The organism is Brevundimonas faecalis (assembly GCF_040549405.1).
GTDB classification, from domain to species: domain Bacteria; phylum Pseudomonadota; class Alphaproteobacteria; order Caulobacterales; family Caulobacteraceae; genus Brevundimonas; species Brevundimonas faecalis.
The window spans coordinates 300,538-319,592 of sequence record NZ_JBEPTF010000004.1; the positions used below are offsets into that span (position 1 = coordinate 300,538).

General features: G+C 68.5%; 19 protein-coding genes and 1 pseudogene. 10 read left to right on the top strand and 10 right to left on the bottom strand.

Features of this window, described 5'->3' with window-relative positions; all coding sequences use genetic code 11:
* Positions 1–14 precede the first annotated feature (14 nt).
* Entirely contained in the window at positions 15–1,481 is a 1,467-nt protein-coding gene (gene xseA, locus ABIE19_RS14775; protein WP_354089978.1) for an exodeoxyribonuclease VII large subunit, read from the top strand.
* A gap of 161 nt (positions 1,482–1,642) precedes the next feature.
* Here xseA and ABIE19_RS14780 read toward each other — a convergent pair.
* A pseudogene (locus tag ABIE19_RS14780) lies at positions 1,643–2,767 on the bottom strand (DmpA family aminopeptidase); the annotation flags it as partial.
* Here ABIE19_RS14780 and ABIE19_RS14785 point away from each other — a divergent pair.
* Together ABIE19_RS14785 and ABIE19_RS14790 are read left to right on the top strand one after the other, a co-directional pair.
* Entirely contained in the window at positions 2,766–2,966 is a 201-nt protein-coding gene (locus tag ABIE19_RS14785; RefSeq protein WP_354089979.1) for a DUF2093 domain-containing protein, read from the top strand. The pseudogene ABIE19_RS14780 and the gene ABIE19_RS14785 sit on opposite strands and share 2 nt — an antisense overlap.
* A gap of 16 nt (positions 2,967–2,982) precedes the next feature.
* The gene (locus ABIE19_RS14790; protein WP_354089980.1) at positions 2,983–3,477 is read left to right on the top strand and encodes a response regulator; all 495 of its coding nucleotides are present in this window, start codon (positions 2,983–2,985) and stop codon (positions 3,475–3,477) included.
* Here the strand turns inward: ABIE19_RS14790 and ABIE19_RS14795 are convergent.
* Both ABIE19_RS14795 and ABIE19_RS14800 read right to left on the bottom strand, forming a co-directional pair.
* Positions 3,447–4,382, bottom strand: a complete 936-nt coding sequence (locus ABIE19_RS14795; protein ID WP_354089981.1) for a lysophospholipid acyltransferase family protein — start codon at positions 4,380–4,382, stop codon at positions 3,447–3,449. The two genes, ABIE19_RS14790 and ABIE19_RS14795, sit on opposite strands and share 31 nt — an antisense overlap.
* Positions 4,372–5,142, bottom strand: coding sequence for an SDR family NAD(P)-dependent oxidoreductase (locus ABIE19_RS14800; RefSeq protein ID WP_354089982.1), 771 nt, complete (start codon positions 5,140–5,142; stop codon positions 4,372–4,374). The genes ABIE19_RS14795 and ABIE19_RS14800 overlap by 11 nt, the downstream gene beginning before the upstream one ends.
* A gap of 111 nt (positions 5,143–5,253) precedes the next feature.
* Here ABIE19_RS14800 and tipF point away from each other — a divergent pair, with 111 nt between their 5' ends.
* Together tipF and ABIE19_RS14810 are read left to right on the top strand one after the other, a co-directional pair.
* Entirely contained in the window at positions 5,254–6,522 is a 1,269-nt protein-coding gene (gene tipF / locus ABIE19_RS14805; RefSeq protein ID WP_354089983.1) for a flagella assembly cyclic-di-GMP phosphodiesterase TipF, read from the top strand.
* Between the two features lie 208 nt (positions 6,523–6,730).
* On the top strand, positions 6,731–7,417 hold the full coding sequence (locus ABIE19_RS14810; protein ID WP_354089984.1) for a 2OG-Fe(II) oxygenase: 687 nt from the start codon (positions 6,731–6,733) through the stop codon (positions 7,415–7,417).
* Between the two features lie 213 nt (positions 7,418–7,630).
* Here the strand turns inward: ABIE19_RS14810 and ileS are convergent, their stop codons facing one another.
* Positions 7,631–10,552 carry an isoleucine--tRNA ligase gene (ileS, locus tag ABIE19_RS14815; RefSeq protein ID WP_354089985.1) on the bottom strand — a complete coding sequence of 974 codons (2,922 nt, stop codon included), beginning with the start codon at positions 10,550–10,552 and terminating at the stop codon, positions 7,631–7,633.
* Positions 10,553–10,806: 254 nt separating this feature from the next.
* Here ileS and ABIE19_RS14820 point away from each other — a divergent pair, with 254 nt between their 5' ends.
* Both ABIE19_RS14820 and ABIE19_RS14825 read left to right on the top strand, forming a co-directional pair.
* Positions 10,807–11,352, top strand: a complete 546-nt coding sequence (locus tag ABIE19_RS14820; protein WP_354089986.1) for a DUF3828 domain-containing protein — start codon at positions 10,807–10,809, stop codon at positions 11,350–11,352.
* Positions 11,349–11,963: a TetR/AcrR family transcriptional regulator gene (locus tag ABIE19_RS14825; protein WP_354089987.1), complete on the top strand. Its 615-nt coding sequence runs from the start codon at positions 11,349–11,351 to the stop codon at positions 11,961–11,963. Before ABIE19_RS14820 ends, ABIE19_RS14825 begins: the two co-directional genes overlap by 4 nt.
* A 13-nt stretch (positions 11,964–11,976) precedes the next feature.
* Here ABIE19_RS14825 and ABIE19_RS14830 read toward each other — a convergent pair whose 3' ends face one another.
* The 5 genes from ABIE19_RS14830 to ABIE19_RS14850 form a co-directional block, all read right to left on the bottom strand.
* The gene (locus ABIE19_RS14830; RefSeq protein ID WP_354089988.1) at positions 11,977–12,759 is read right to left on the bottom strand and encodes a DUF3313 family protein; all 783 of its coding nucleotides are present in this window, start codon (positions 12,757–12,759) and stop codon (positions 11,977–11,979) included.
* Between the two features lie 212 nt (positions 12,760–12,971).
* Complete coding sequence (locus tag ABIE19_RS14835; protein WP_354089989.1) at positions 12,972–13,826, bottom strand: alpha/beta hydrolase; 855 nt, start codon at positions 13,824–13,826, stop codon at positions 12,972–12,974.
* An 81-nt stretch (positions 13,827–13,907) separates the two neighbouring features.
* Complete coding sequence (locus ABIE19_RS14840; protein WP_354089990.1) at positions 13,908–14,837, bottom strand: bifunctional riboflavin kinase/FAD synthetase; 930 nt, start codon at positions 14,835–14,837, stop codon at positions 13,908–13,910.
* A 7-nt stretch (positions 14,838–14,844) separates the two neighbouring features.
* Entirely contained in the window at positions 14,845–15,306 is a 462-nt protein-coding gene (locus ABIE19_RS14845; protein WP_354089991.1) for a MaoC family dehydratase, read from the bottom strand.
* A gap of 38 nt (positions 15,307–15,344) precedes the next feature.
* Complete coding sequence (locus ABIE19_RS14850) at positions 15,345–16,214, bottom strand: TIGR01459 family HAD-type hydrolase (RefSeq protein WP_354089992.1); 870 nt, start codon at positions 16,212–16,214, stop codon at positions 15,345–15,347.
* Positions 16,215–16,322: 108 nt separating this feature from the next.
* Between ABIE19_RS14850 and lspA the strand changes: the two genes are divergently transcribed.
* From lspA to ABIE19_RS14865, 3 genes are all read left to right on the top strand, one after another.
* Positions 16,323–16,850 carry a signal peptidase II gene (lspA, locus tag ABIE19_RS14855; protein ID WP_354089993.1) on the top strand — a complete coding sequence of 176 codons (528 nt, stop codon included), beginning with the start codon at positions 16,323–16,325 and terminating at the stop codon, positions 16,848–16,850.
* A gap of 68 nt (positions 16,851–16,918) precedes the next feature.
* Complete coding sequence (locus tag ABIE19_RS14860) at positions 16,919–17,485, top strand: DUF3035 domain-containing protein (RefSeq protein WP_354089994.1); 567 nt, start codon at positions 16,919–16,921, stop codon at positions 17,483–17,485.
* A 102-nt stretch (positions 17,486–17,587) separates the two neighbouring features.
* Positions 17,588–18,028: a PaaI family thioesterase gene (locus ABIE19_RS14865; RefSeq protein ID WP_354089995.1), complete on the top strand. Its 441-nt coding sequence runs from the start codon at positions 17,588–17,590 to the stop codon at positions 18,026–18,028.
* Here the strand turns inward: ABIE19_RS14865 and ispH are convergent.
* Entirely contained in the window at positions 18,025–18,996 is a 972-nt protein-coding gene (gene ispH, locus ABIE19_RS14870) for a 4-hydroxy-3-methylbut-2-enyl diphosphate reductase (protein ID WP_354089996.1), read from the bottom strand. The two genes, ABIE19_RS14865 and ispH, sit on opposite strands and share 4 nt — an antisense overlap.
* Positions 18,997–19,055 lie beyond the last annotated feature (59 nt).

A 19,055-nucleotide genomic window follows, 5' to 3' on the forward strand; every position in this document is an offset into this window, starting at 1 on the left:
GCTAAGGTACGCCTATGACCTCCGACGACGATTACGCCTTCGAGGGCGCGGCCCCGCCGCCCGCCGCCCGGGACAATAATCCGCCCCTGTCGATCTCGGAGCTCAGCTTCGCGCTGAAGCGCACGCTGGAGGAGCGCTTCGGCCATGTGCGGCTGCGCGGCGAAATCTCAAAGGTGAACCGCCACGCCTCCGGCCATGTCTATCTGACGCTGAAGGACGACAAGGCGGCCATCGACGGCGTGGTGTGGAAGGGCGTGGTCCGGGGCCTGGGCGCCCAGCCGGAAACAGGGCTGGAGGTCATCGTCACCGGCAAGATCACCTCCTATCCGGCGCGATCCTCCTATCAGATCGTCATCGAGACCATGGAGCCGGCGGGCGCGGGCGCCCTGCTGGCCCAGTTGGAGCGGCTGAAGGCCAGGCTGCGCGAAGAGGGCCTGTTCGAACCGTCGCGCAAGAAGCCCCTGCCCGGCTTCCCGGCGACCATAGGCGTGATCACCAGCCCGACCGGCGCCGTGATCCGCGACATCCTGCACCGCATCGCTGAACGCTGGCCCTGCCGTGTCATCGTCTGGCCGGTGGTGGTCCAGGGCGACGCCGCCAGCGGCCAGGTGGCGAACGCCATTCGCGGCTTCGACGCCATGCGCCCGGACGGGCCCATCCCTCGCCCCGACCTGCTGATCGTCGCGCGCGGCGGCGGCTCGGTCGAGGACCTGTGGTGCTTCAACGACGAAGCCCTGGCCCGCACGGTGGCCGAGGCCCGCATTCCCATCATCTCGGCCGTGGGGCACGAGACGGACACCACCCTGATCGACTTCGTCTCCGACCGACGCGCGCCGACGCCGACCGGCGCGGCCGAAATCGCGACGCCCGTTCTGGCCGACCTGCGCTGGGCGCTGACCGACCTGGACGGTCGGCTGTCGCGCGCCGGAGCCCGGATGCTGGAGGACCGCCGCACCCGCCTGCGCGCCGCCGCGCGCGGCCTGCCCGCCCGGCCCGACGACCTGCTGGCCCTGCCGCAACAAAGGCTGGACCTGGCCGCCAGCCGCCTGGGCTCTGGTCTGCACCGCAATGTCGCCGTGCATGAACGGCAGTTGGCCGTCGTCGCCGGACGCCTGTCGAAAGGCCTGCTGGAACGCGCCATCGAACGACGCGGCGACCGGCTGGCGGCCTATGCCGACCGCTTCGGCCCGGCGATGAAGCGACGACTGGAGCGGGATGAAACCCGCTTGGCCGCCCTGTCGCGCGCCCTCGCCACGCTCGATCCCAAGCGACCGAAGCCCGGCTTCGCCCGTATCGAGGATGCGGCCGGGGCCATGATCGCTTCAGCCGCCGTCCTGTCGCCCGGCCAGGCCGTGCGCATCGTCTTCGGCGACGGCGCCAGGGAAGCAACCATCGACGGCGAAGGCGCGACGCCGCGTCCGGCGCCCAAACCCGCCTCGCGTCCGAAAGCGGCGCCGCCGAGCCAGGGCGATCTGTTCTGATTTCCTTCTCCACGCATGGGGGAAGAACGGCCTAGCGTCCCTCGTTCAGCACCGCCTTCACCGCCTCGACGTCCAGCGCCTCGACCGTCACCGTCGATCACCGAGGTCGTGGTCTGCGCCTTCAGCAGGGAGTTGAGGATGGCCTCCTCGGTCGCCTCGGCCACGGCGACGAACAAAGGCGACATGCGGTCGTTGGGCCAGTCCGCCACGCTCGCCCGCCCGGCTCGCTGCTCCGGCGTTCGCCGTACGCTCTCGGCCGTGGAGAAGGCGATGGCGTAGTCGCCCGACCCGTTGGAGAAGGCCGCCCCCGTCCGCGCCAGACCGGCGAAGGCGCGGTTCGCCAGCCGCTCCAGATTGCGGTCCGACAGGGGCGCGTCGGTCGCCACCACGATCATGATGGAGCCGTCCGCGCGTTCCGCCTCGACTTCTTCGCGCAGATAGTAGCGGCCCAGCCGCACCCCGACCGGCGCTCCGTCGATGCTCAACACCCCGCCGTAGTTCGACTGAACCAGGACGCCGACGGTGAAGCCGCCGAGACTGTCAGGCAGCTTGCGCGAACTGGTGCCGACCCCGCCCTTGAAGCCGAAGGCGATGGTTCCGGTCCCGGCGCCGACCGCGCCCTGTTCCACCGGTCCCGGCGTCGCCGTCTCTATCGCGCGCACCACGTCGGCCGCCGTCACCACGCGCGCGCGGATATCATTGAGGCCCCCGTCGTTGGTCTCGCCCACCACGGCGTTGACCGAACGGATGTCCTCATGTCCCGGCTGGTTCAGCGTCCAGTCCAGGACGCCGTCGATCCCCCGCGCCACCGACAGGGTGTTCGTCAGGACGATAGGCGTCTCGATCTCGCCCAGTTCCCTGATCTGGGTCGCCCCCGCCAGCTTGCCGAAGCCGTTGGCGACCGACAGCCCGGCCGGAACCTTGTCGCGGAACAGGTCGCCGCCATGCGGCAGGACGGCGGTGACGCCGGTGCGGACGCTGTCGCCCGAACGCAGGGTGACCTGGCCGACCCGCACTCCGGCCACATCGGTGACGGCGTTCAAGGGACCGGGCGTCAGAATCCCCGGCGCTCGGCCCAGGTCGCGAATCGTCGGTCGCGCCGACGACGGCTCCGACGCGGTCGAGGGCGCTGCAATCAGTGTGGTCGCGACGGCCGTCGTAAGCGCGGCGGCCGCCAGACGGGAACGGGAAGCGGTCATGATCGGCTCCTGAAATTCGACTTCCGTCAAATGACAGCGATTCGCCTCTCGTCTCGCGCGAGCGGCCGTGCCATTCATCACGCCCATGTCCACGCCCGCCTCCCCTTCCTCCGCCCTGCTGCACTTCGGCGACGGCGAGTTCGCCGTTCTTCAGCCCGGCGCCTTCGTTCGCTGCGCGGTCAGCGGCGTCGCCATTCCCCTGGCGGCCCTGCGCTACTGGTCGACAGAGCGGCAGGAGGCCTATGCCGGGCCGCTGGAATATATGAAGGCGTTGCGCGACGCCTGAGCCGTCGCGGTTTTCCATGTCCGCCCTTCAATCGCTCGACATCCTTCTGGCTGACGACAACCCCAATATGCGGGCCATCGTCTGCGCCATGCTGAAGTCCATCGGCGTCACCCGCGTGCGCGAGGTCGACCACGGCGAGGCGGCCTTGAAAGCCCTGGCGGAACGGCCGGCCGACATGGCCATCGTCGATTTCAAGATGGCGCCCATGGACGGGGTCGCCTTCACACGCGCCGTGCGCAATGCACCGGATAGCCCCAACCCCTACCTGCCGATCATCATGATGACGGGGCATTCCGACCGCCGCCGCGTGACCGAGGCGCGCGACGCCGGCGTCACGGAGTTCATCACCAAGCCGGTCGATCCCCAGGCCCTGCTGGGGCGGGTCCAGGCCGTCATCCTGCGGCCGCGCTCCTTCATCCGCAGCGCGACCTATTTCGGGCCCGACCGACGCCGGACCCGGACGGAGGCCTACGCCGGTCCCTATCGTCGGTCGAGCGATCCCAAGGACTGATAGACTTCGGGCGGCCAGCGCTTGTGGACCCAGAACCAGTCCACCGGATGCTCGCGCACCCTGTCCTCGACGAAGCGGTTGGCGGCCTGAATTCCCGCCAGGACATCAGCCGCCTTGTCGCCCGTATCCGGAACATGGATGGGCTCGTGAGCCGTGACGCGGAACCGCACGCCCGGCAGACGCACCACCGACAGCGGCTGCATCACCGTGCCGAACTTCAGCGCCAGCCGCGCCGCGCCCGGCGAGGCGTTCACCGGCTGGCCGAAGAACTCGACCTCCGGCCCCTGGCTGTATTTCTGATCCACCAGCAGGGCGATGGAATCGCCGCGCTTCATCCCCGCCATCAGCTCGCGCGTGCCGTCGCCCTTGGGCGCGAACAGGCGGATGCCGTAGCGCTCGCGCGCCTTGCGGATCTGAGCGTCGACATAGGGGTTGTTGGCCGCGCGATAGGTCACCTGACACGGCACGCCCGCGGCCATGATGACCGCCGCCATGACCTCGAAATTGGCCAGGTGACCCGAGATCAGGACGACCGGCCTGCCGCTGTCGCGCACCGCATGCAGCCGCTCCATGCCGACCAGGTCGATACGACCGCTTTCCGGCGTCAAACGATCCATGACCGCCAGCTCGGCGAAGGTGCGGCCGGTCTGCTCCCACTGTTCGACGGCCAGGCGATCACGCTCGGCCGGGTCCATGTCGGGGAAGGCGATCAGCAGGTTGCGCCGCACCGTCTTGTGCGTGCCGGTCAGCGGCCCCAGGGCGCGTAGCAGCCCGCCGCCGAAGGCCGAGGCGCGCTCGACCCCCAGCAGGCGCAGCAGGCCGAACAGCCCGGCGAAAGCCGCCGCCTCCAGCCGCCAGTTCAGATCCTGAAGGATCCCGGGCCTTTTCTCGTTTTCACCAGGCAATCGTCAGTCCGCCGTCCACCACCAGGGTCTGGCCGGTCACATAGGCCGACGCAGGGCTGCACAGATAGACGGCCGTGCCGGCGATTTCATCAGGCTGGCCGATCCTTTTCAGCGGCGCCGGATCAGTGACGGTCTTCAGCACCTCAGGATTCTCCCACAGGTATTTGGCGAAGTCGGTCTGCACCAGGCCGGGCGCGATGCAGTTCACCCGCACGTTCCATGGCCCGTATTCGACCGCCAGGTTGCGCGCCAGTTGCATGTCCGCGGCCTTGGAGATGTTGTAGGCGCCGATCAGGGCGTTGCCGCGAAGCCCGCCGATGGAGGAGATGATCAGGATCGATCCGCCCTTCCGCTCCAGCATCTCGGGCGCGACCATCTGGATCAGCCAGTGATTGGACACGACGTTGTTCTGAAGAATCTTGCCGAACTGCTCGTCCGAAATGCCGGCCATCGGTCCGGCGTAGGGATTGGTCGCGGCGTTGCAGACCAGGATGTCGATCGGACCGAAGGCGGCGCGCGTCTCGTCCACCAGCCGCTGCAGATCTTCCCTGGAGGCGATGTTGGCCGGAATGGCGACGGCGCGCCCTTCACCGTGCTTGGCGTTGATGGCGGCGGCGACCTCTTCGCAGGGTCCGGCCTTGCGCGAGGAGATGACGACGCGGGCGCCGTGCTCGGCCAGACGCTCGGCGATCGCCTTGCCGATCCCCTTGGAGGAGCCGGTGATGATCGCGACCTTGCCGCTCAGATCGAACAATTCCATGCCTTAACCTCCCTGATGGCCGGATTTCTGTGTGCGAACCCTAGCCGTTGTCTCTAGTTAGACCGATACTCGGCCGATTCCATACGGGAAAGGCGGCTCAACACCGGTCCCATGCGCAAGATCACCGGCGGATTTCTTTTCTTCGGCTACCTGTTCCTCGCCCTGACCATCGGGGCGGCGATCTGGCGCGCCGGTCTGGGCGCCGGACCGGGCGCGGCCGGGGCCCTGGGGGCGCTGGGCGTCCTGGCCGGTCTGCACGCCGTCGTCACGGGAATCGCCGACCGCCGCGCCCTGCGCAAGGAGATCGCCAAGGTCCGCGAGGCGCACCGCCTGCTGGCCGACGCCATGGAGTCGACGCAGGGCGCCCTGACCGAACTGGCCCAGGCCATCGAAAGCGGCGCCCTGTCCAAGACCGAGGCCCTGACCGGCGAGGTGCGGATGCTGGAGGGTCTGATCCAGCAGATGAGCGAGTCCATCGACGAGCGCCTGGCCACGTCGAGCATCACGGCCGACACCTATGAAGGCCGTCGCCAGGTCCAGTCGAACACCCTGCTCAAGACCGTTCACGACGCCCTGACGGAAAACCGCATCGACCTCTATCTGCAGCCGGTCGTCACCCTGCCGCAGCGCCGGACCGTCTTCTACGAAAGCTTCACCCGCCTGCGCGATCCGTCGAACCGGGTCATGATGCCGGCCGAGTATCTGTCGGTGGCCGAGGGCGAGGGCCTGCTGCCCGCCATCGACAACCTGCTGCTGTTCCGCTGCGCCCAGATCGTGCGGCGACTGGCGCGCCAGGACCGCAAGGTCGGGGTCTTCTGCAACATCTCCCTGGCCTCGCTGGGCGACGAGACCTTCTTCCCGCAGTTCCTAGACTTCCTCAGCCAGAACCGCGACCTGAAGGAGGCCCTGATCTTCGAACTGGGCCAGGCCACCTTCGACGCCCGCGGCGCCGTCGAGGCGCGCAACATGGCCAAGCTGGCCGACCTGGGCTTCCGCTTCTCCATCGACAAGGTCCAGACCCTGGACCTCGACTTCGCCGACCTGCAACGCTCGGACGTGCGCTTCATCAAGATCGCCGCCGATCTGTTGATCGAACAGCTTCTGGATCTGGACGGCGCCGCGCCCCTGGCCAACCAGCCGGACATCCAGGCCGCCGACTTCGCCCCCCTGACCCGCCGCTACGGCCTGGAACTGATCGCCGAAAAGGTCGAGAGCGAGAAACAGGTGGTCGACATCCTCGAACTGGACGTCGGCATGGGCCAGGGTCACCTGTTCGGCGAGCCGCGCGCCATCAAGGAAGCCGTCCTGGCCGAGACCGACCCGCCGGCCGACTTCGTCCGTTCGACGCTGAAATCGGCCGAGAAACGCGTACGGTTCTAACCCCTGCTTTCCTCCCCGCTTGTGGGAAGGGGGCCGCATAGTGGTGACGGGGCGACGCCGCCCTGTCCCTCGTTCTCACGCAATCAACCGTCCTGCCGCCCCCTCCGTCACGGACGCGATGCGTCCGCGCCACCTCCCCATGAAATGGGGAGGCAAGGAGAGCCGAAAACCGCCAGACAGACCGCCTCGGTCGGCGTCTATGGCGCTCATGACCGACGTCCTCGACTGGCCCCGCATCGCCGAGAACCTAAATGCCCAAGGCTGGGCCGTGGTCGGGCCGCTGCTGACGCCCACGACCTGCGACGCCCTGCAGGCCCTCTACGACCGGCCCGAGCGGTTCCGCAGCCGCATCGTCATGCAGCGCCACGGCTTCGGTCAGGGCGAGTATCAGTATTTCGCCAATCCCCTGCCCGATCCCCTGCCCCGGCTGCGAGCGCGGCTCTATGAAGGTCTGGCTCCCATCGCCAACGGCTGGGCGGCGCGTCTGGATCGGCCGGGCTTTCCCGCCAGCCTCGAAGACCTGACGGCGCTATGCCGGGCGGCAGGCCAGACGCGGCCGACCTCGCTGATGCTCCGCTACGGCCTGGGCGACTACAACCGCCTGCATCAGGACATCTACGGCGACCTGGTCTTCCCGCTGCAGGCGGCTGTCCTGCTCAGCGATCCGGTCGCGTTCGAAGGCGGCGAGTTCGTCCTGGTCGAGCAGAAGCCCCGCTCCCAGTCACAAGCTCATGTCGTGCCGCTGAAACAAGGCGAGGCGGTGATTTTCGCCGTGCGCGAACGGCCGGTCGCCGGGACGCGCGGCGACTACCGCGTGCAGATGCGCCACGGGGTCAGCACGGTGCGATCAGGGAAGCGGATGACGCTGGGGCTGATCTTTCATGATGCCCAATAATCCCTTCTCCCCTTGAGGGAGAAGGTGGGCGCCGGAGGCGCTCGGATGAGGGGTGGCGGCGCTCCGGTCAAAAGGATTGTCGCAGCGCTGGATCGCAAGATCTTCAAGCGCAACACTTACACCACTCATCCGTCAGGCTCCGCCTGCCACCTTCTCCCTCAAGGGGAGAAGGAAGATAAAGGCCCCTCCGCCGAAGCGAAGGGGCCTGATCCTTTAGCCCTTCTGAGCGTCCAACCAACGGACCGCGTCGGCGTCGCGGGCCGACAGGTCGGGGAAGTCGGCGTCCGAGCCGACGTCCGGCACCCGGCGCCAGGAGCGGGCGCACTTGGGATGGTCGGCGGTCTTCACCTCGACGGTCACGGCCTCGCCGCCCGCAACCAGCTCAGCGCCCGAGGTGCGGAAGACCTCGGCGGCGTCCAGGCCGTCGAACAGAGCCAACAGTTCAGCCGGCGCCGTGACCGTCGGCCAGGCGTCCAAAGCGCCGCCGATCAGCTTGTCGCGACGCGCCGCTTCCAGGGCTTCGTTGACCACTTCCAGCACCGTGTTGACCTCGGCCCAACGCTCGGCCTCGGCCGGATTGCGCCACTGGCCGGGCGTTTCCGGGATGACGCGGGCGCAGTTGGTGCCTGCTTCCGGGAAGCGGGTGGTCCAGGCCTCATCCATGGTGAAGGGCGTCAGCGGCGCCAGCCAGGCGGTCAGACGGCTGAACACCTCGTCCATCACCGTGCGCACGGCACGGCGCTTGATGCTATCGGGACGGTCGCAATAAAGGCTGTCCTTACGCACGTCGAAATAGAGGGCCGACAGGTCGCCCGAGCAGAACTCCAGCACCGGGCGGATCACATCCTGGAAGCGGTATTCCTCATAGGCCTGACGCACCTGTGCATCCAGTTCCCACAGGCGGTGCAGGATGAACTTCTCCAGCGGCGGGAACTGGTCATAGTCGGTCAGGCGCTCGGCCTCGTCGAAGCCGTTCAGCGCGCCCAGCAGATAGCGGACCGTGTTGCGCAGCTTGCGATAGGCGTCGACCGTGGTCTGCAGGATCTGCTTGCCGATGCGCTGGTCGTCCGAATAATCGACCAGGGCGACCCACAGGCGCAGGATGTCGGCGCCCGATTCCTTGATGACCGTCAGGGGATCGGTCGTGTTGCCGCGCGACTTGGACTGCTTCTCCCCATTCTCGTCCAGGGTGAAGCCGTGGGTCAGGACAGCCTTGAACGGGGCGCGGCCGCGCGTGCCGCAGCCCTCCAGCAGCGACGACTGGAACCAGCCGCGGTGCTGGTCCGAGCCTTCCAGATAGAGGTCGGCGGGCCAGTGCGACGGGCGGTCGCCCGTATAGCCGCTCTCGGCCGTGCGGGGATCGATGGTGAAGGCGTGGGTCGAGCCGCTGTCGAACCAGACGTCCAGGATGTCGGTGACCTTCTCGAAGCGCTCGGGATCATGCGCGCCCAGGAAGTCGGCGTCGGAGGCCGAGAACCAGACGTCGGCGCCGCCCTCGGCCACCGCCTTGACGATGCGGGCGTCGACCTCGGGGTCGTGCAGGGGCTGGCCGGTCTGCTTGTCCACGAACATGGCCAGGGGCGTGCCCCAGGCGCGCTGACGGCTGATCAGCCAGTCGGGACGACCCTCGACCATGGAACGGATGCGGTTCTTGCCCGCCGCCGGGTGGAAGGCGGTGGCGTCGATGGCGTTCAGGGCGCGGTCGCGCAGGGTCCCGTCATCCTCCAGCGGCTCGTCCATCTTGATGAACCACTGCGGGGTGTTGCGGAAGATGATCGGGGCCTTGGAGCGCCAGGAGTGCGGATAGGAGTGCTCCAACCGGCCGCGCGCCAGCAGATTGCCCGCCTCGATCAGCTTCTCCATCACCGCGCCGTTGGCGGGACCGAACTTGCCGGTCTTCTTGCCCTCGGTCTCCAGCACCTTGAGACCGGCGAACAGGGGGACGTGATCATAATAGGCGCCGTCGGGATCGACCGTGTCCGGCACCTCGCGATGACCGTGGGCCAGCCAGACGGCGTGGTCGTCCGCGCCGTGGCCCGGCGCCGTGTGGACGAAGCCGGTGCCGGCGTCGTCGGTCACGTGGTCGCCGGCCAGCAGGGGCACGGAGAAGCCGTAACCGCTGTCCAGCGCCGCCAGCGGGTGAGCGCATTCCAGGCCCGACGGATTGATGGCGTCGATGCGGATGAATCCGCTGATCTTGGCCGCCTTGAACACGTCCTCGGCCAGCTTGTCGGCGATGATGAAGCGGTCGCCCGGCTTGGCCCAGGGCTCGTAGTCCAGGCCTTCCTCCAGGGCCGTGACCTCATACAGACCATAGGCGATCTCGGGTCCATAGCTGATGGCGCGGTTGGCCGGGATGGTCCAGGGCGTGGTCGTCCAGATGACGATCGACGGCGTGGCCGTGCGGAAGGACAGCAGGTCGTCCGGATGGCTGTCGGTCGCGCCGACCACCGGGAACTTGACCCAGATCGTGGGCGAGACGTGGTCGTGATACTCGACCTCCGCATCAGCCAGGGCGGTGCGCTCGACGGGCGACCACATCACCGGCTTGGAGCCGCGATACAGCTGGCCCGAGTTCTTGAACTTGTGGAACTCCGCAACGATGGCCGCCTCGGACGTGAAGTCCATGGTGGCGTAGCGGTTGGCGAAGTCGCCGGTGACGCCCAGGCGCAGGAACTGGTCGCGCTGCAGGTCGATGTACTTGCCGGCGTATTCGCGGCAGGCGGTGCGGAACTCTTCCTTCGAGACCTCGTCCTTGCGGCGGCCCTTGGCGCGGAACTGCTCCTCGATCTTCCACTCGATCGGCAGGCCGTGGCAGTCCCAGCCGGGGACGTAGTCGACGTCATAGCCCAGCAGGAAGCGCGAGCGGACCACGAAGTCCTTCAGCGTCTTGTTCAGGGCGTGGCCGATGTGGATGTCGCCGTTGGCGTAGGGCGGGCCGTCGTGCAGCACGTAGAGCGGCGCCTTCTGGACCTGACGGACGCTGCGCAGATGGCCGTAGAGGTCGCCCCACTGCTCCAGGATTTCCGGCTCCTTCTTCGGCAGGCCGCCGCGCATGGGGAAGGGCGTCTCGGGCAGGAAGACGGTGTCGCGATAGTCGCGGCCGGAAGGAGTCTGGGTGTCGGCGTCGGCCATGGGATGATCTTTGTCTTGTTCGCGGGCGCCGAGGAAGCGGCGCGGGCGCAGTCTAGCGTGAAGGCCGTTAAACGGCATCGGCGATATTCGATCCCGACGTGCACGGGGCGTTCAGCCCCCCCAGACAAAACTGGGCGCTACGCCGGGCGGCTAATCGAAATCGGACGGATCACGCGAACGGTCATGCTCGAACCGTCTAGCAGACCGGGCGGCGCCTGCGCCATAGTCGAAGCGAACAGACGGGAGACGAACAGATGCGCGTTCAGGCGATGACGGCGGCGGTGCTGATCCTGGCCACGGCGGCCTGCTCTCCCGCAGAGGAAAAGACGCCCGCTCCGGCCGAAGCGCCGCTGACCGGCCGTGCGGCCGTCTACGCCGCGGGCGAAAAGGACGCCGAGGCCTTTGTCCGCGCCCTCTACGCCAACGCCGCCGCGCCCCAGCCGAACGACCCGAAGGCGGCGATGATAACCCCCGGACGCGAACCCCTCTACTCCCGCACCCTGAACGCCCTGGTCGGCGTCGACTTCCGCGAGGCCAAGGGCGAAGTCCCCTATCTGAACTATGATCCGATCTGCGCCTGCCAGGACGCCGACGGCTTCGCCATGACGGCCCTGAAGATGACGCCGGACGGCGACCGGGCCGCGTCCGCGGAGGTGACCTTCACCAACCACGGCCAGACGCACCGCCAGACCCTGAAACTAGTGAAGGAAGGCCCGATGTGGCGCATCGCCGACGTGGTCGACGACAAGGGCAAGTCTCTGCACGACGCCCTGATGGCCATCGCCGAGAAGGCTGGATGACCGCCGCCGCCCGTCCCCGGGCGCTTTCGCCGCGCAAGCGGCCGACCCAGGCGCGCTCCATCGCCCTGGTCGACGCCATTCTGGACGCCTCGGCCCAGATTCTGGAGGCGGAGGGGCTGGACGCCCTGACGACCAATCTCGCGGCGACGCGGGCGGGGGTCAGCATCGGCTCCCTCTATCAGTACTTCCCCAACCGGGACGCCATCCTCGCCAGTCTGATGATCCGGTCAGAGGCGACCCTGCGCAGCCGGGTGACGACGGCCCTGAGCCAGACCCCGCCGGGCGATCTGAACCAGGGGATTCGCCTGGTCGTGGCCGCGGCCATGGATCACCACCGGGCCGCCCCGCGCCTGTGCGCCATCCTCGAACAGGAAGAGCGCCGCCTGGGTCCCCTGGCCAAGGACGAACTGGCCGGGGCCGAGGAAAACATGGCCGGCTTCGTGCGCGCCTTCCTGGAACGCGCGGGCCGGAAGGCCGAGGATCAGGTCGTGCGTGAACTGGAACTGGTGGGTCAGGCCCTGATCGCGGAGGCCCTGCGCACGGGCCGAATCGGCGAAGACGCCGAACGCCGTATCGCCGACGTTCTGGCCAGTTGCGCCGCCACGGCCTGAGCCTGCCCGCCGCTCAGCGAGGGTCGCGCCGCGTCGCTCCGCTGAGTTCCGGCACATAGAGGCCCGTCACCAAGCCGGCGGCCATCTCGGCTGGGCTGAAGCGCGGCCCGAACGCCGCGCAGGGATCCGGCTTGGCGATCGGACGCGGCTTGCGGTCAGCGGGGGAGAAGGCGTCGCCGACCGCATCGCCGAACGGCTCGGCCAGTTGCAAGGCGTCGCCCACCCGCGACAGGGACGGCGCGTCGGTGCCGACCACCGTCGCGTCGCGGGCCCAGACGATGGAGGCGATCTGGTCTCCGGTCGCCGGATCCAGCAATTCCGCCTCCGCGGCCAGGCCGCCCGTCGTTCCCGGCACGCGCACGTCCAGCGGCCCGGGGATGAAATAGGCCGCCGCCGCCGAGACCGCGCTGGAAACCTGTCCGGTCGGGGTGATGCGCGCCACCCCGATCCTGACCCGCGCGGCTTCATGGTGCGGCGCCGGAAGGATGGTGAAACGCTCGCTCAACTCATAGCAGACCTGTCGATCCACCTCGCTCAACACGGCCGCCCGATCCTCCTCGGCCACCGTGGCGCCCGCGTCGCCGACGACGACGGCTGGCTCGATGAAGACCCGTTCGATCCTGGCGGCCCCGACCTCGTCCCGTCGCTCGCGAACGGCGGCGCGCAGGCTGTTTCTGCGCGGCGTCATCTCGTCATAGCGGCTGAGAAAGCCCGCATCGGCGCCGGGGGTCGTCTGACATCCCCCCAGCGCCATCAGGGCGAGGCCGCCGAGGGCGATCCTGTGTTGAGCGGTCATGACGCCTCCGTCGGACGCGCCCGTCACACCAGGGACTGGTCTCGCGCGGCGCGGCGAATGGAGAAACTCTAACCGTCCGTCAGCGGCCGGAAACTCGCGCAGCTCGGGCGCAAGCCTTCAAGAAAAATGATAAAATTCAATACGAAAAGAGCACAACATCGCCGGCCGCCGTCCTTTACTCGCATTTGAGAGCCGGCTTTGAGGCCCAGCCGTCAGGAACCGGGCCGCACCCTCACCGCCTGGGCGTATCCCCGCTCGACAAGGAAGACGGACAATCTCTCTTCGCCGTCGCGCCGGGCGACAGGATCAATGTCGAAGTCGCTTTCCTGATTGTCGAGGTTCCGCGTCAGCAGATGGCCCAGCCCCGGATAGGAATGGACCCGACAATCGCTCGCCGCGCCGCCCATGGCCTCGCAGAAGGCGAGCGCGCCACGCAGGGGCGTCAGGGTGTCCGCCGCCCCCTGGATGACGACAGTCGCGGGACCGCCCGGCGACGCCAAGGCCAGGGGCGAGATCGAAGCCGGATCCGCCCCGCCCAGAAGACGCCGCACCCACCCGTCCTTGGAGAGGTCGAGGGCCGGGGACCACAGCAGGAGCAGATCGGCCCCCTTGCCACCGTTCGGACAGGCCCCCAGCGTCGCCGCCGAAACCAGATGTCCGCCGGCGCTGACGCCATATCCCGCAACACGCGCCGGATCGACGCCCAGTTCAGACGCATGGCCTCGGACCCAGGCGAAGGCGTCGCAAGCGTCGACCAGGGCGTCGGCCGGCGTCACGCCGTCGCCGGACAGGCGATACTGAACCGGTATGGCGACGAGCCCCAGATCCTGGAAATTGCGCGCGGCGGGATAGGTCCACTCCGGCTCGCCCGCCACCCAGCCGCCGCCATGGAACATCAGAACTGCGGGGCGTGGACTGGACGCGGCTTCGGGCTTGAAGACATGGACCGACAGGCTTCGGTCGCCGACGCTCTTGTAGGCGCGAACCTGAGGTTCCTGAGCGAAGGCGGTCGTGGCCGCCATGGCCAGAAGACAGCCGAAAACAGAGTATGCGACGTCCCGAAACATCGAAGAGCTCCTCCTGCCCGGGTCGAAACCTAACCCGCGGAACCCGCTTCAACGACTTACAAATGCTTCATCGAACAGGGATCAGCCCAGAACCGCCCGCGCCGCCGCCGCATCGGCCTCGATCTGGACCTTCAATGCGTCCAGGCCGTCGAACTTCATCTCGCCGCGTAGAAAGGCGACCAGTTCGGTCTCCAGCGTCTGACCGTAGAGGCTTTCGTCGAAGTCCAGCAGCCAGACTTCCAGCAGGGGCTCTTCGATTTCGAACATGGGACGGACGCCCAGGTTGGCGACGCCCTTGACCACACGCCCGTCCGGCAGGCGAGTGCGCGTGGCGTAGACCCCGTAGGCCGGGCGCATGTATTCGCCCAAGGCCACGTTGGCGGTAGGGACGCCGATCGTGCGGCCGCGCTTGTCGCCGTGGATCACCTCGCCCTCGATGGCGAAGGGACGCCCCAGGATGGCGGCGGCGCGCGCCATGTCGCCGGCCTTCAGCGCCTCGCGCACCGCGCTGGACGACAGCTTCAGGCCCGAGGCGTCGTCGATGCGGTTGGTGACGGACACCGAGAAGTCCAGTTCATGTCCGTGACGACGCAGGCCCTCGGGCGAGCCGGTCCGGCCGCGCCCATAGGTGAAGTCGAAGCCCACGGCGGCGTGGGCGATCCCCAGGCCTTCGTGCAGGACCTGACGGGCGAAGGCCTCGTCCGTCATGGCCGCCATCTCGCGGTCGAAGGGGATCAGGTACAGCCGATCCACGCCCAGGGGCGCCATGGCGCGCGCCATCTGATCCGGCGTCATCAGGCGAAAGGGCGCGGCGTCCGGCTGGAACAGACGGCGCGGATGCGGATCGAAGCTGACCACGCCCAGAGGAACGCCCAGACGCTGGGCCGCCTCGCGGGCCGAGGCGATGACCGCCTGATGCCCCCGGTGCACGCCGTCGAAGGCGCCCACGGCCACGGCGGCGCCTTTTTGCGCCTCCGACAGGCCGCGCCAGTCCCGGATCATCTCGACCATGACGGCCTCAGCGGGCGGACGGCTTGCGGCGGCGCGGCACGCGCACGACGGCGACGCCGTCCATGATCAGCCTGTCCTCGACAAAGCCTTCGCACTTCAGCTGGGCGCGGGCGCCTTCCTGATCCAGTTCGATGACGGTGATGCGGATGCGCACCGTGTCGTCGATCCGCACCGGGAAGTGGAAGGCCAGGGTCTGGGAGATATAGATGGAGCCGGCGCCGGGCAGGATGGTCCCCACCACGGCCGAGCCGAAGGCGGCCGACAGCAGGCCGTGGGCGATGCGGCCGCGATAGGCGGTCTTGGCGGCGAAGGCCTCATCCAGATGGACCGGATTGAAGTCATCCGACGCCTCCGCGAACAGCCGGATGCGCTCCTCGGTGACGTGGACGGTCTTCTCGGCGGCCATGCCGACATGGAGTTCGTCGAGGATGTAGCCGCCCGACGGGTGTGCTTGAACCAGATCAACCATGGCCCGCCTTTACGGCAGGTGCGACGAAATGGCGAGCCTCACCACGCCAGTTCCAGCGCGGCGTAGCGAGCGAAGGTGGTCTCGGCGCGTAGCAATTCGGCCGCGCGGGCCGGGTCCAGGGCGCCGTCGGGCCCCTTGGCGGCGTCGCCGTGGATGCCCTGGGCGATGAACAGACAGTCCAGCGCCTGCTCCGCCGCGCCCAGGACGTCGGTCACCACGCCGTCGCCGATGCACAGCACGCGCGAGCGGTCGGCCGGGCGGCCCATCAGCCCCTCCGCCGCCTTCAGCGCCAGGGCGTAGATCGGTCCGAAAGGCTTGCCGGCCATGACGACCCGGCCGCCCATGGATTCGTAGAGATCGGCGATGGCGCCGCCGCAATAGATGATCGTGTCCCCGCGCTGCACGATCCGGTCTGGATTGGCGCAGATCATCTCCAGATCGCGCGCCACGGCCGGCTCCAGCCGCTCGCGATAGTCCTCCGGGGTTTCCCGCGTGTCGTCATAGGGGCCGGTGACGGAAATGAAGGCCGCGTCCGCCGCGTCATGGGCGCCGGTCAGGTTCAGGCCTTCGTAAAGGACGAAGTCGCGGTCCGGACCGATGATCCAGGCCGGGCCCGGCGCGCGGCGCGCCAGTTCGGCGCGAGTGGCGTCGCCCGAGGTGACGAAGGCCTGCCAGCTGTCGCGCGGCACGCCCAGGGCGTCCAGTTGGGCGACCACGTCCGAGGACGGGCGCGGCGAGTTTGAGATGAGGACGACATGGCCGCCCTTTTCATTGAAACGGGTCAGGGCCTCGCAGGCGGCGGCCCAGCTTTCGCGACCATTGTGGATCACGCCCCAGACGTCGCAGAGCAAGACGTCGTAGTCGTCGGCGACGGCCGACAGGCGAGGCAGGGGATGAGGCAGGGTCATGCAAGGGGTTATAGCCGCCGGGGCGCGGGTGGAAAGGCCGTTCGCTGCAGCGGCCGCGTCGCTTTCCCTCTTCGCCGCGCGCCCCGTTCCTGCTAACCGGCGTCTGACATGAAAATCTCTCGTCTCGCCTGGACCGCCTACGGCGTCGCCCTTCTCGTCATCGTCCTGGACCAGCTGACCAAGGCCTGGGTTCTGGGCGCGATCGACGCCTCGCACATCTCGCAGATTCCCGACGGCTATCGGATCGCCGAGGTCGCGCCGCCGGTCTTCAACCTGACCTATGTGCTGAACACGGGCGTCAGCTTCGGCCTGTTCGGCGGGGGCGCAGGGCGTTGGATCCTGAGCGTCTTTTCCGTCCTGGTCGCGGGCCTGCTGGCCTGGTGGGCCACGCGCGTGGATCGCCGCCTTCTGATCCTGGCCATCGGCATGGTCATGGGCGGCGCTGTCGGCAACGTCATCGACCGCATCCGATTCGGCGGCGTCGTGGACTTCCTAGACTTTTCGGGAACGGGCCTGTTTCCCTGGATCTTCAACATCGCCGACAGCGGCATCACCGTCGGCGTCGTCCTGCTGATCCTCGACAGCTTCCTGTCCGAACGTCGCACCAAGGTTGGCGCGGCCAACGAAAAGTCGTAATCACCCCCTCTTCACTATCGTCCCGAGCCAGCGCCGACCGGCGCGCCTCCCGGAGCCGAGCTGACACTATGCGTATTCGTAGCGCCGCCGCCGTGGCCCTGATGGCCACCACCGCCCTGGGCCTGACCGCCTGCCAGAGCATGAAGCAGAGCATGGGCCTGTCCAAGGTCGTGCCGGACGAGTTCGTCACCGTCGCCAGCGCGCCGCTGACCGTGCCGCCGGAATACGGCCTGACCCCGCCCGCTCCCGGCCAGCCGCGCCCGCAGGAACTGGCCCCTGAAAGCGCCGCCCGCCAGATTCTGCTGGGTCAACGCCAGGCCGTGACCCGCACCGGCGGCGAGCAGGCCCTGGTGGCCCAGGCCGGCGCCGACCGCGCCGATCCCCTGGCCCGCTATGTCGTCGACGACGAGTTCGGCGACCTGGCCCACAAGGAAAAGAGCTGGGCCGACCGCGTCCTGTTCTGGCGCAAGGACGATCCCGCGACCCAGGCCCCGACCGTCACCCAGACGGCCGAAGGCGCCCGCAACATCGACGCCGCCAGCGAGCACGCCCGCCTGCAGGCCCTGACCGGCGGCCGCGAAGGCATCGCCATCGCGCCGCGCCGCGACAGCCGCTTCAAGCTGCCGGGCCTCTAAGGCCCTTCGGCGTCGAAGCCGAGTTTCAGGACGCGTCCGGCCCCACGGCCGGCGCGTCCTTTTCATTTGCGGATAGTCCCAGGAGCCCTTCCCCTGTCTGACATGACCGATCTCGCCGCCCTGTCGGGCCTGGACCAGCTACGCCTGATGCTGGACGGCCGCCTGCCCCCCGCCCCCATCGCGGAGACTGTGGGCTTTCGCCTGACCGAACTATCGGAGGGCCGCGTGGCCTTCGAGGGCGAGCCGACGCTGGCGGTCTACAACCCCATCGGTTCGGTGCATGGCGGCTGGATGGCGACCCTGCTCGATTCGGCCTGCGGCTGCGCGGTCCATTCCATGTTGAAGCCGGGGCAGGCCTATACGACGCTGGAGTTGAAGACCGTCTTCCACAAGGCGTTGAAGGCCGGCGTTCCGGTTCGTGCCGAAGGGCGAATCGTCCAGTCCGGCCGCCGCGCCGCCTTCTCCGAGGCCGACCTGCGCGGCCTGGACGGGACGCTCTACGCCACCGCCACCTCGACCTGCCTGGTGATGGAGCGGGTTTAGGCCGTCAGGGCGCGCGGCAGCTTGAACGAGACGGTCTCTCTCGCCCCGTCGTCCTCGGTCACAACGGCGTCGAATCGGTCGCGGATGGCGTCGATCAGGGCTTCGATCAGGGGCTCGGGCGCCGAGGCGCCGGCCGTGACCCCTACCGTCGTCACGCCGTCAAACCAGGTCCAATCCACGTCGCCGGCGTCGTCGACCAGCCGCGCGTCCTTCGCCCCGGCCTTCAGAGCCACATCGACCAGGCGTGCGGAGTTGGAGGAATTCTTCGACCCCACCACCAGCACCAGTTGGCACCCTTCGCCCAGCCGCTTGACCGCCTCCTGTCGGTTGGTGGTGGCGTAGCAGATGTCTTCCTTGTGCGGGTCGGGCAGTTCGGGGAAACGCCGCTTCAGCGCCGCCAGGATGTCGGCCGTGTCGTCGACCGACAGGGTGGTCTGGGTAGCGTAGGCCAGGGGCTGGTCGCCCGGCCGCTGGAAACGTTCCGCATCCTCGGTCGTCTCGACCAGGCTGATGGCTCCCGGCGGCAACTGGCCCATGGTGCCGACGACCTCCGGATGGCCGGCGTGGCCGATCAGGATGATGTGCCGCCCGGCGGCGTGATGACGCTCGGCCTCGACGTGGACCTTGGACACCAGGGGACAGGTCGCGTCCAGGAACAGCATCTCGCGCGAGCGGGCCGCGGCCGGAACCGATTTCGGCACGCCGTGGGCCGAGAAGACGACCGGCCGATCGGCGGGGCACTCGTCCAGTTCCTTGACGAAGACGGCGCCCATGCCCTTCAGCCGCTCGACGACATGGCGGTTGTGGACGATCTCATGGCGCACATAGACAGGGGCGCCGAACTTCTCGATCGCGCGCTCCACGATCTGGATGGCGCGATCCACCCCGGCGCAGAAGCCGCGCGGCGTGGCGAGGCGCACCGTCAGGGGTCGGCGATCGAAGGCGGAGGGCGACACGGGGGCGTTCATGGCCCGGAACCTAGTCTTTCGCGACCTTTCGCGCCACCGCTCGCGCCTCCCCGTTTGCC